The sequence below is a fragment of the Arsenophonus endosymbiont of Apis mellifera genome (genome assembly GCF_903968575.1).
Classification (GTDB): Bacteria; Pseudomonadota; Gammaproteobacteria; order Enterobacterales; family Enterobacteriaceae; genus Arsenophonus; species Arsenophonus apicola.
Genome location: NZ_CAJCFU010000060.1, coordinates 203814 through 216372 on the forward strand (window position 1 = coordinate 203814; position 12559 = coordinate 216372).

Below are 12559 nucleotides of genomic sequence, written 5' to 3' on the forward strand. Positions count from 1 at the left end.
AATTATGTGCCGTTCCTCTATACCTTTTATTGAAGCAAAACAACTCTGCTATCGCGTAATTAGGCAAAATGTTATTGATGATTTATCACTGTCACTTTATCACAACCAAATAAGTATTATTATCGGGCCAAACGGTGCTGGAAAATCAACCTTACTACGTTTATTGACCGGTTTTCTTACCCCACATACTGGAGAGTGCCTATTAGAAGGAAAGTTGCTGACAGGCTGGGATATTAATAAATTATCACGTAAACGGGCGGTAATGCGCCAGCATCACCAACTCAATTTTCCATTTAGCTTTGAAGAAATTGTGGCAATGGGACGAAGTCCTTATGGTAGTTTTTATTTCAGTCAAGCTATCGAAAGTGCATTAATACAAACTGATTGTCTGGCATTACGCTATCGAAATTACCAACAACTATCTGGCGGAGAACAACAACGTGTGCAGTTAGCCCGTGTTATCGCCCAACTTTGGCATCCTGAGCCCAATAATAGCTACCTGTTTTTGGATGAACCAACCTCAGCACTTGATCTCTATCATCAGCAACAAAGTTTACGCTTATTACATCGATTAAATCGTCAACAGTCTATTGGTGTTTGTTGTATATTGCATGATCTAAATCTGGCAGCATTATATGCAGATCGCATTTATTTACTGTATGAGGGTCAACTGGTTAGTGTCGGCACACCGCAACAAGTCATGACAGAAGAAAATTTACGCCGCTGGTACAGAGCTAATCTTTATGTGAAAACTCATCCAGACAAGAAGGTTCCGCAAATATTTTTACGCCACTAACTGATTAAGTTGATCGATAATCACCAGCTAAAGCAATAAATATTATATTTTGTTCATCATTAACTGAGTCTGTTATTTTCATTTTCAGACTCAGTTTACAAGACCAGTTTAATGAATAAAAAATTAATCAGTGCTAGTTATTTTCCGCCAGGGAAAACCAAGTTGTCATCACCGTATCAGGATTAAGTGAAAGACTATCAATTCCTTCTTTCATGAGCCATTGCGCAAAATCTTGATGATCAGAAGGACCTTGACCACAAATACCTACATACTTGCCTTGCTGTTTAGCGGCTTTTATCGCCATCAAAATTAATGCTTTTACCGCTTCATTGCGTTCATCAAATAGCGGAGAAATAATAGCAGAATCACGATCCAGTCCGAGTGTTAATTGAGTCATATCATTTGAACCAATAGAGAATCCATCAAAATAAGTAAGAAATTGTTCTGCTAATAGGGCATTTGATGGAATTTCACACATCATGATAATTTTCAAACCATTCTCACCACGTTTTAGACCATGATGTGCTAACTCCTCAATAACAGCTTCTGCTTGAGCAACAGTTCTCACAAATGGGATCATAATCTCAACATTGGTTAATCCCATAATATTTCGCACCCGCTTAACCGCTTCACACTCAAGGGCAAAACATTGACGAAAACTATTGTCCACATAGCGCCCAGCGCCTCGAAAACCTAACATCGGATTTTCTTCATGCGGTTCATAAAGATCACCGCCGATTAAGTTAGCATATTCATTTGATTTAAAATCAGATAAGCGAACAATCACCCGTTTCGGCCAAAATGCGGCCGCTAGAGTAGCAACTCCTTCTGTTAAACGGGCTATATAAAACTCGACAGGATCCTGATAACCCAGCATTAGCGCTCGAATTTCCGCCTGTAACTCAGCCGATTGTTGCTCAAACTCTAATAAAGCACGTGGATGCACACCAATCATGCGATTGATAATAAATTCCAAACGGGCCAAACCCACACCATCATTAGGTAAACAAGCAAAATCAAATGCGCGATCAGGGTTACCGACATTCATCATGATTTTCACCTTCAACGATGGCATTTTATCAACCTGACAACTTTTGATCTCAAATGGCAATTTATCAGCATAAACAAAACCGGTATCACCTTCAGCGCAAGAGACTGTCACTAATTGACCATCATGTAAGTGCTCAGTTGCATCTCCGCAACCAACCACAGCTGGAATACCCAATTCACGTGCTATAATCGCCGCATGACAAGTACGTCCGCCACGATTAGTGACAATAGCGGCGGCTCGCTTCATAATCGGTTCCCAATCAGGATCGGTCATATCTGTAACCAAAACATCGCCTGCCTGCACACGACTCATTTCACTAATATCGTGGATAATTTTAACCGTTCCTGCACCAATACGTTGACCAATAGCACGCCCTTCTACTAATACTTTACCGGTTTTTTTTATTTGATAGCGTTCCATCATCTGCTGATTAGCACGGACAGTCTCAGGTCGAGCCTGGACAATATATAATTTACCATTATGGCCATCTTTAGCCCACTCTATGTCCATTGGTCGGCCATAGTGCTGTTCAATTAATAATGCCTGATGCGCAAGCGCTTCAACTTCATGATCAGTTAAAGAAAAGCAATTACGCTCTTTTTCTGCTACCTCTTCAATCCTTACCTGTTCACCATGTTGATGATTATCAGCATAAACCATTCGCACTTTTTTCGAGCCTAACGTTCTGCGTACAATAGCTGGACGCCCCGCTTTTAATGTTGGTTTATGCACATAGAATTCGTCAGGATTAACCGCACCTTGCACAACCATCTCGCCAAGACCAAACGCTGAGGTAATAAAAACAACCTGATCAAAACCTGATTCAGTATCTAAAGTAAACATTACGCCCGAAGAAGCTAAATCAGAACGTACCATACGTTGGATCCCGGCAGAAAGAGCGACCCCACGATGATCATACCCTTGATGAACACGATATGAGATAGCCCGGTCATTAAATAGGGAAGCAAAAACATGTTTGATTGCGACCATTACCGCATCAATACCTTGGACGTTCAAAAAAGTTTCTTGCTGACCAGCAAAAGAAGCATCTGGCATATCCTCGGCAGTAGCAGAAGAACGCACTGCAAAGGAAATATCAGGCTCATCGGCAGATAATTGCAAAAAAGCCTGACGGATATCTTTTTCTAATTTAGAGCTAAACGGGGTATCAATGATCCATTGCCGAATTTGGCTACCCGCTTTGGCTAATTGCTCTACATCGTCAATATCAATTTCATCCAATAATTGGTATATACGTTGATTAACACCACCTTGCTCTAAAAAATCATTGAAAGCACAGGCGGTAGTGGCAAAACCATTTGGTACCAGAACATCCACAGCAGCTAAATGTGTGATCATTTCACCTAACGAAGCATTCTTTCCACCAACTAAATCAACATCATTCATAGTAAGCTGGTTATACCAAAGTATATTGTATGAAGTACGGCCTTTATCGGACATTGAAAAGAACCCTTATTAAAATTCATAGAAATGTAAATATGTTAGTTAGTTGGTAAAACTATCTTATCGTTAAGACTAACATAATGTTGAACCCATAATGGAATGGTGAATCGATCAAGCTCATAATAATATTTTTTAACGCCATATAATCTATCATTCGGATAACAAATTTTTACATTTGATCTTTATTATTTTACTTTTTAAAAATAAAATAAAATGAAAAGGAAAATTAACCAATGGACCAACATCACGCTAAAAATTTAGCACGCTGTGTATTTTTTATTTCCGACGGAACTGCGATCACAGCAGAGACGCTCGGTCATGCTGTTTTATCACAATTTCCACTCCATTTTTCTTCTTATTCACTACCGTTTGTCACCACTGAAAACGTGCTACAGAAATAAAACACAGAATTGATCAAATCTATTCTAAAACCCAGATTCGTCCGTTGGTTTTTTACTCAATTATTTCGCCAACAGTAAAAAAAATTATTACCACTAGTGCCGGCTGTTGTTATGATATCGTCCAATCTTTAATTGATCCGATCCAGCAAGAGATTGGCTTAAAACCTGAACCAAAGCTCAACCGAACCCACGGACTATCTAATCTAAATCAATATGATGCTAGAATTGCGGCGATTGAATATACATTAGCGCACGATGATGGCATATCATTAAAAAATCTGGATCAGGCTCAGGTAATTTTATTAGGTGTTTCCCGCTGCGGTAAAACACCAACTAGCCTCTATTTAGCGATGCAATTTGCTATTCAGGCTGCCAATTATCCTTTCACCGCAGATGATATGGATAATTTGCAATTACCTTCTGCATTGAAACCTTATATGAATAAACTTTTTGGCCTAACAATTAGTCCTGAGCGATTAGCCACAATTCGTGAAGAGCGTTGTGAAAAAAGTCGTTATGCTTCTTTACGTCAATGTCGGATAGAGTTAACGGAGGTAGAGGCTTTATTTAGAAGACACAATATCCATTATTTAAATACAACTAATTACTCGGTTGAAGAGATTTCAGCCAAAGTCATCGATACATTTGGTCTAACTCGTCGTATATTTTAATAATTCAAAATTAACTAAGAAATATTCATTACTTTAACGCTATCTTAAACAACCCTTGGAAGCAGTTTATTTTCAGTTAGGGTAATGCTAATTTATTTAGCAACAAGATCTGCCACATTGAAGCATATATGAGATAAATATGTATAAAACAGATGAGTTAAGAACTCAACCTATTGATAGCCTTATTACGCCTCAAGCGCTGGCGGATGAGTTTCCGCTATCTAAAGAAATTATCGAAAACGTGACAACGTCACGCAAAGCGATTGAATCAATTTTAACTGGCCAAGATCATCGACTGTTGGTGGTCATTGGCCCCTGTTCAGTACATGATACCCAAGCAGCACTTGAATACGCAAAAATGCTGGCTAAGTTGCGCGTCGAATATAAAGATTATCTTGAAATCGTGATGCGTACCTATTTTGAAAAACCCCGTACAGTGGTTGGCTGGAAAGGTTTAATTTCCGATCCAGATCTGAACAATTCCTGCCAAGTTAATAAAGGCCTACGATTAGCCCGTGAGCTACTTACTAATATTAACCAACTCGGGCTGCCAACAGCAACTGAATTTTTAGATATGATAATCGGCCAATATGTTGCCGATCTAATTAGCTGGGGAGCCATCGGCGCCAGAACCACAGAAAGCCAAATCCATCGCCAAATGGCATCGGCTCTTTCTTGTCCGGTTGGCTTTAAAAATGGTACTGACGGGAATATTAATATTGCTCTGGATGCTATTCGTGCTGCACGTGCTAGCCATGTATTTTTATCGCCCGATAAAAATGGCCAAATGACTGTTTATCAAACCCATGGTAACCCTTATGGCCATATAATTATGCGCGGAGGAAAACAGCCTAATTACAGCGCAGAAGATATTGCCGTTGCCTGCCGTCAGTTACGTCAATTAGGCTTACCTGAAAAATTAGTTATCGACTTTAGTCATGGTAATTGTCAAAAAATTCATCAGCGCCAATTAGATGTTGCTAAAAACATTGCGCAACAACTGCAAGCAGGCTCGAGAACAATCGCCGGTATTATGGCAGAAAGCTTTCTTGTAGAGGGTACCCAGCAAGTCATTGCCGGTAAACCCCTAGTTTATGGTCAGTCTATTACGGATCCTTGCTTGGGTTGGCGGGATACCAAACAATTACTATCTATATTGGCTGAAGCGGTAAAACATCGGTTTTAAACATCCTACAGGAGAATTTTTCAGCAGCAATTAATGATTGTCAGCTAAAATTCTCCCTACCCCATAGATTACTTTATCTGGCAGCATTTACTGAATTTTTTATTATTAAAATACCAAATACACCACCATCAGCTATCTTTACCCTATACTCTTTTATAATTTTTTATTAATTAATCATATTATAACAGGCGTATTTACCCTATTTTGTCTGGTAATTTAAAATTTAACGAAAATCTGCTATCGAGCCTGACAACAAAATTATACCCATCATGCCGACTACAGAGGATAATTTTAGATGCAAAAATCTCTCGTTATCGCTAAAAATAGTGAAACTGAATTAGCCATATTGCCTGCGCTAGCAAATCGACATGGATTAATTACCGGTGCAACAGGAACAGGTAAAACCGTAACGCTGCAAAAAATGGCAGAAAGTTTTTCTCAAATTGGGGTGCCGGTTTTTATGGCTGATGTGAAAGGTGATCTTTCGGGGATTGGTGCCAAAGGAGTTTTAACACCTAAATTGCAATCACGCCTAGAAGCGCTTGGTGTAACAGACTGGCATCCCGCTGCTTGCCCTGTCACTTTTTGGGATGTTTTTGCAGAACAAGGACATCCGGTAAGAGCAACAATCTCAGATATGGGACCATTGCTGTTATCTCGTTTAATGAATTTAAATGATGTACAAAGTGGTGTATTACAACTTATTTTTAAAATCGCCGATGACAATGGCTTACTATTGTTAGACATGAAAGATCTGCGTGCTACCGTTCAATATGTTGGTGAAAATGCAAAACAATTTCAAACTGAATACGGTAACATTGCCAGTACCTCAATCGGCGCCATACAACGTGGCTTATTAACCCTTGAACAGCAAGGTGCTGATTACTTTTTCGGCGAACCCATGCTTGATATTGCTGATCTGATCAAAACCGATTCTAAAGGCCAGGGAATGATCAACATTCTTGCGGCAGACAAACTATATAATCAACCTAAGATTTACGCTGTGTTTTTATTATGGTTATTATCGGAACTTTTTGAACGTTTACCTGAAATGGGCGATGTTGAAAAACCGAAACTGGTGTTTTTCTTTGATGAAGCACATCTACTTTTTACTAACGCACCGACCGCTTTACTAGAAAAAATCGAACAGGTTGTTCGGCTGATCCGTTCAAAAGGCATTGGTGTTTATTTTGTTACGCAAAATCCTCTTGATATTCCCGATAATATCCTAGGACAACTGGGCAACCGGGTTCAACATGCATTACGCGCCTTTACGCCGCGTGATCAAAAAGCCGTTAAAGCAGCAGCCGAAACCATGCGAGCAAATCCAAAGTTTAAAGCTGAGCAGGCGATAACTGAACTGGGTGTAGGTGAAGCATTAATTTCGTTCTTAGATGAAAAAGGACGTCCTAACATTGTTCAACGGGCTTTTGTTATTGCGCCAGATTCACGCATGGGAATTTTAACTAGCGAAGAACGCAGTCAGCTACTTAATCATTCAGATCTCTATGGCAAGTATGAAAAAATGTTGGATCGTGAATCAGCCTATGAAAAACTGGCAAATCAAACCAGCGATAATATAACGGCTACTAGCCAAACAAATCAAATCACAAAAAATAGTGAAGATAGTGGGTTTGTTGGCGGCTTAAAAGATTTCCTATTTGGTTCAACTGGCCCCAGAGGAGGTAAAAAAGAGGGTTTAGTGCAAACGGCAACTAAATCTGCGGTGCGTCAAATAAGTAATCAAATTATACGTGGTATTTTAGGTGGTAGAAAACGTTAAAAAATCAATAACAAACCTGGCAGTAGCTACACCAGGTTTGTTAAGCAAAAATCCTAATGGTAATAAGTTGTTTTATTTACATAATAAAATCAAGAAAATTACTTATTAATATTATTTAGGATCCAATCGCTATAATAACTTACTCTGGTAAATTGCATTGACTGCATTATTCTACGCGAGACTAAACCTACTACTGTGTTGTTACCATCGTTAGCTAATATTGGACTACCTGAATCCCCTCCTCCTGTTATGGTATTATTACCAATTGCGCAAATATGTAAGGCTGGCTTATGGCAAGTTGATGGGTAACCACTGGGTACTTCAATACATCGTTTAGGATTGGCGATCGAAATAATTGTTTTTCGCAAATATTCAGATGTTTTGCCCAATTCAGTATCCCCCATACCAATCGCAGTTACTTCAGTACCTTCAGGTAAATCAACATGTTTATTGATACCATTAATACTGGCAAAATCATTACTAATTGTTTCGCGGGCTAACTCGAGTAAAGCAATATCATAAGGTACATCAAACGGCGCAGGACAATCTACATCAGTGGGTGGATTACGCCAATAAGGATGGCTAATAATCTGTTTAATTTTTACTTTATCTTGATAAATTGCACCGGGGTTATAGTGCTCCATGCCAACATAAACATTAAGTTTTGCAACATCAATATTTTCAATACAATGTGCTGCACTCAATACCCAACGTTTATTAATAAGAACGCTACCACAGCGATGTCTATTGATATCCGCAGAATCAGAAAGACATAATGCACAAAAAAAGGGAAATTCGCCTGGTTCAGCTGGTATACCGTTAGAAATATATTTATTAATCATTGTATTACCATAAAATTAATTTTTATTAGAATAAAATAAATATCAAAAAATAATCCTATTTAGCCAATTAAAACTAACGAGCATTCATATTGGCATCAATCACTTGATAGAAGGCATTTGATGTGTCTGCAATAGTCCAGACACCTAAAATCACTTGATAACCCGTACGATAAGGTACAATGCATTTCATGGTAACTTCTCGGGCGGGTACTGCACCACCATCAAATCGTGAACAGAAGGGTTGTAATTCAAACGCAGCGCGACTTAATGGGACATTAGGATCCCAGTTTTGTTTGGTAATAAAATATTCCCAGTCGGTGGTACTATGTGGGGCAGTTAATGTCCAGTGAAACACATTTTCACCTGATCTCATATTAACCTTAGTCCAGCGCGTTACTGATTGTTCATCCAATTGCTTAAACATTCCTACACCAGCGCTGGCTATTTTGCCATCCGCTGGCCCTCTTTGTGGAAAACCTTTTCGTCCTTCCACTGATTGCGGTTCATACTCAATTGGACCACAATTTTTGTTTTCCAACATTGAACACAAATAAGCCCGACTCGCTGGGCTATCAATATAGCCATGCATTGATTTAATATCAGTGGTGATACTGGCAAAACTCGAGGCACTCATTAACGTTAACATTGTCAACAGTAATCTTGTTTTCATTTCGCTTACTCCTTGATCAATAATTTTTATTTCTGCAAAGAAATAATGAGTAATAAATGCAATAACAGCACTGAAAATTATCATCCCAGAACAAGCACTATAGCAATTTAAAATAATTAGTTAATGCTTAAAAAAATACTTATATTTCTTTTAACAACTGATTAATAAATATAAATAAATAGTAATGCTTTTTAGCCACTTTTTAATATAATCTTAATACTATAGATGTTCAGTAAATATGCGCTTTATATATAACATTAAATATTTAATTAAATAATAAAATAGATAATTAAATAAGTTATCAAAGTAATTTCTTATGTAACATATCACTAAAATTAATTTTTAAATAGGTATTTTGTATCGATTATAAATAAAATATTAAATTACTTTTTTATTAAAAATAACAATTATAAAAGTATTGCCTAATAAAAAAACCCAGTAAATGTATTTTCACTGGGTTGTTTGGGGAAGTTATTTTGGCAAATATGCGTTTTTTATTCCCACTCAATTGTCGCTGGAGGTTTACCACTAATATCATAAACTACCCTAGAGATACCAGCGACTTCATTGATGATCCTATTGGACACGCGGCCAAGAAAATCATAAGGCAAATGTGCCCAATGGGCGGTCATGAAGTCAATGGTTTCAACGGCTCGTAATGATACGACCCAGTCATATTTGCGACCATCTCCCATTACACCAACTGAGCGCACCGGCAGGAAAACGGTGAAGGCCTGGCTGACTTTATGATAAAGATCGGCTTTATGTAATTCTTCAATAAAAATGGCATCTGCCTGGCGTAAGAGATCACAATAAGTTTTTTTCACTTCACCCAATACCCTTACTCCTAAGCCAGGGCCAGGAAATGGATGACGGTATAACATGTCGTAAGGAAGTCCTAACTCCAGGCCTACTTTACGCACCTCATCTTTAAATAACTCTTTTAAGGGCTCAACTAAACCCAGTTTCATTTCTGCTGGTAAGCCGCCTACATTGTGGTGAGATTTAATGACATGTGCTTTACCGGTCGCCGAAGCAGCGGACTCAATTACGTCTGGATAAATAGTCCCTTGTGCTAGCCATTTTACTTGCGTTTGTTTAGCGGCTTGTTCATCAAATACTTCAATAAAAACACGACCGATCGTTTTACGCTTTGATTCTGGCTCATCAATACCCGCCAATGCGCTAAGAAAGCGCTCTTCGGCAGCCACATGAATAATATTAAGATCAAATTTACCAGCAAACATGGCCATAACTTGCTGCGCTTCATTTAAGCGTAATAAACCATTATCAACAAATACACAAGTCAGTTGTTTACCAATCGCACGATTGAGTAATAGCGCAGTAACTGATGAATCCACACCGCCAGATAACGCTAAAATCACTTGATCATCACCAATCTGTGCCTTTAGGCGTTGTACCGTATCTTCAACAATTGCCGCCGCAGTCCAACGGGCTTCACAACCACAAATATCTAATACAAAACGCTGTAAAATAGCCGCACCTTGATGAGTGTGGGTCACTTCAGGGTGAAATTGGACGCCATAGAAATGTTTTTCATCATTTGCCATGATAGCAAATGGGCAGCTATCGGTACTGGCTATAACTTTAAAATCCGTCGGAATAGCAGTCACTTTATCGCCATGGCTCATCCATACATCAAGCAATGGCTTGCCATCAGCACTTAAGCTGTCATAGATATCACGAAATAGTTCACAAGATTGTTGAATTGACACCTGGGCGTAGCCAAACTCTCGCTCGCCAGAGACTTCAACTTGCCCACCTAATTGGATGGACATCGTTTGCATACCATAACAAATACCTAATACCGGAACGCCGGTTTGAAAAACATATTCCGGTGCACGTGGGCTGTTTTGCTCGGTCGTGCTCTCCGGCCCGCCAGAAAGAATAATTCCGTTGGGATTAAATTCGCGTATCTGTGCCTCGGAAACATCCCATGCCCAAAGCTCACAATAAACGCCAATTTCACGAATGCGACGGGCAATTAATTGCGTGTATTGTGAACCAAAATCGAGGATCAAAATTCGGTATTGATGAATGTCGGTTGTCATCTAAAAATAATTCCAAAAACAAATAATAATTTGACGGTTTATAGGGAAAAACCGCTGATAAAATGGTTAACCTAAGCGATAATTGGGTGATTCTTTGGTGATGGTAACATCATGCACATGACTCTCTTGGATACCCGCACCACTGATCCGGACAAATTCTGCTTTGCTTCTTAATTCATCAATGGTGGCACAACCTGTTAGCCCCATACAAGAACGAAGGCCACCCATTTGCTGATGAACAATATTCTTCAATAATCCTTTATAAGCAACCCGGCCCTCTATTCCTTCAGGAACTAATTTATCTGCCGCATTATCGGTTTGGAAATAACGATCAGAAGAGCCTTTCGACATAGCACCTAATGATCCCATTCCTCGATAAGCTTTATAAGAGCGTCCCTGAAACAAAATAGTTTCGCCGGGTGATTCTTCGGTACCAGCAAGCATTGAACCAACCATAACGCATGAAGCGCCCGCTGCCAGTGCTTTAGCAATATCACCCGAGAAGCGAATTCCCCCATCGGCAATTACTGGTATATTCATGCCATTAAGTGCCTCAACAGCATCAGCGATTGCAGTGATCTGGGGGACACCAACCCCAGTCACAATTCGTGTTGTACAGATAGAGCCTGGGCCAATACCGACTTTTACCGCACTGGCGCCGGCTTCAGCTAAGGCTTTTGCCCCTTCGCCGGTAGCAACATTACCTCCGATAATTGGCAAATCAGGATATTTTGCCCGCGTTTCACGAATACGCTGTAAAACACCCTGTGAATGTCCATGCGAGGAGTCAATTAACAATACATCAACACCGGCCGCGACTAATGCCTCAATCCGTTGTTCATTATTGCCACCCGCACCGACTGCCGCCCCGACTCGCAAACGACCCTGCTCATCTTTACATGCATTAGGTTTGCGTTCAGCTTTTTGAAAATCTTTTACTGTGATCATACCAAACAGATGAAAATTATCATCAACCACTAATGCCTTTTCGATACGCCTTTCATGCAATTTCTGTAAAACCACATCACGGGATTCACCCTCTTTCACCGTGACCAAATGCGGTTTAGCTGTCATTACTGCGGTAACCGGCTGATCCAAATCTGTGACAAAACGGATGTCACGACCGGTAATGATGCCAACCAATTCTTTATTATTGTTAACCACAGGATAACCAGCAAAACCATTGCGTTCTTCCATCTCATACACTTCACGAATTGTGGTTTCAGGCGTGACGGTAACTGGATCGATAACAATACCACTTTCATACTTTTTAACTCGGCGAACTTCTTCTGCCTGACGCTCAATTGACATATTTTTATGAATAAAACCAATTCCGCCCTCTTGGGCTAATGCGATGGCCAAATCTGATTCAGTCACAGTATCCATGGCAGCAGAAAGCATAGGGATTGTTAAACGGATCGAGGCAGTTAAATGAGTTGATAAATCAGCCGTATTAGGTAATACATCTGAGTGTGCGGGAACTAACAATACATCATCGAATGTTAGCGCTTCTTTCTTTATACGTAGCATGAGCAATATCTCACCAGGCAGAATTCGGAAAAAGATAAAATATTGCGACCATATTATACATGACGAAATTTATTGACTCCACTACTTTCTTAC

General features: G+C 39.5%; 8 protein-coding genes and 1 pseudogene. 4 read left to right on the forward strand and 5 right to left on the reverse strand.

The genetic code is table 11. From position 1 onward, the window contains the following. The first annotated feature begins 4 nt into the window (after positions 1-4). Positions 5-796: a heme ABC transporter ATP-binding protein gene (locus tag H1X92_RS09990; protein WP_180559995.1), complete on the forward strand. Its 792-nt coding sequence runs from the start codon at positions 5-7 to the stop codon at positions 794-796. A gap of 133 nt (positions 797-929) precedes the next feature. Here H1X92_RS09990 and ppsA read toward each other — a convergent pair whose 3' ends face one another. Further along, positions 930-3308 carry a phosphoenolpyruvate synthase gene (ppsA, locus tag H1X92_RS09995; RefSeq protein ID WP_180559996.1) on the reverse strand — a complete coding sequence of 793 codons (2379 nt, stop codon included), beginning with the start codon at positions 3306-3308 and terminating at the stop codon, positions 930-932. 236 nt (positions 3309-3544) lie between these two features. On the opposite strand from ppsA, the pseudogene ppsR reads away from it, so the two are divergent. The 3 genes and pseudogenes from ppsR (at position 3545) to H1X92_RS10010 (ending at position 7352) form a co-directional block, all read left to right on the forward strand. After that, positions 3545-4383: pseudogene (gene ppsR / locus H1X92_RS10000) on the forward strand (posphoenolpyruvate synthetase regulatory kinase/phosphorylase PpsR). A 139-nt stretch (positions 4384-4522) separates the two neighbouring features. Then, positions 4523-5569, forward strand: coding sequence for a 3-deoxy-7-phosphoheptulonate synthase (locus tag H1X92_RS10005; protein WP_180559997.1), 1047 nt, complete (start codon positions 4523-4525; stop codon positions 5567-5569). A gap of 295 nt (positions 5570-5864) precedes the next feature. Then, positions 5865-7352 (forward strand): helicase HerA-like C-terminal domain-containing protein, encoded by a 1488-nt coding sequence (locus H1X92_RS10010; RefSeq protein ID WP_180559998.1) that lies wholly within the window; start codon positions 5865-5867, stop codon positions 7350-7352. A 98-nt stretch (positions 7353-7450) separates the two neighbouring features. Here the strand turns inward: H1X92_RS10010 and H1X92_RS10015 are convergent, their stop codons facing one another. From H1X92_RS10015 to guaB, 4 genes are all read right to left on the reverse strand, one after another. Then, on the reverse strand, positions 7451-8194 hold the full coding sequence (locus tag H1X92_RS10015) for a S1 family peptidase (protein WP_180559999.1): 744 nt from the start codon (positions 8192-8194) through the stop codon (positions 7451-7453). 73 nt (positions 8195-8267) lie between these two features. After that, the gene (locus tag H1X92_RS10020; protein WP_180560000.1) at positions 8268-8864 is read right to left on the reverse strand and encodes a lytic polysaccharide monooxygenase; all 597 of its coding nucleotides are present in this window, start codon (positions 8862-8864) and stop codon (positions 8268-8270) included. A gap of 494 nt (positions 8865-9358) precedes the next feature. Continuing rightward, positions 9359-10936, reverse strand: a complete 1578-nt coding sequence (gene guaA, locus H1X92_RS10025) for a glutamine-hydrolyzing GMP synthase (RefSeq protein WP_180560001.1) — start codon at positions 10934-10936, stop codon at positions 9359-9361. Positions 10937-11002: 66 nt separating this feature from the next. Continuing rightward, positions 11003-12466, reverse strand: coding sequence for an IMP dehydrogenase (guaB, locus tag H1X92_RS10030; protein ID WP_180560002.1), 1464 nt, complete (start codon positions 12464-12466; stop codon positions 11003-11005). Positions 12467-12559: the final 93 nt, after the last annotated feature.

Coding starts and splice junctions, on each gene's coding strand:
- H1X92_RS09990 (WP_180559995.1), top strand. CDS start 5: ATGTGCCGTTCCTCTATACCTTTTATTGAAGCAAAACAACTCTGCTAT.
- ppsA (WP_180559996.1), bottom strand. CDS start 3,308: ATGTCCGATAAAGGCCGTACTTCATACAATATACTTTGGTATAACCAG.
- H1X92_RS10005 (WP_180559997.1), top strand. CDS start 4,523: ATGTATAAAACAGATGAGTTAAGAACTCAACCTATTGATAGCCTTATT.
- H1X92_RS10010 (WP_180559998.1), top strand. CDS start 5,865: ATGCAAAAATCTCTCGTTATCGCTAAAAATAGTGAAACTGAATTAGCC.
- H1X92_RS10015 (WP_180559999.1), bottom strand. CDS start 8,194: ATGATTAATAAATATATTTCTAACGGTATACCAGCTGAACCAGGCGAA.
- H1X92_RS10020 (WP_180560000.1), bottom strand. CDS start 8,864: ATGAAAACAAGATTACTGTTGACAATGTTAACGTTAATGAGTGCCTCG.
- guaA (WP_180560001.1), bottom strand. CDS start 10,936: ATGACAACCGACATTCATCAATACCGAATTTTGATCCTCGATTTTGGT.
- guaB (WP_180560002.1), bottom strand. CDS start 12,466: ATGCTACGTATAAAGAAAGAAGCGCTAACATTCGATGATGTATTGTTA.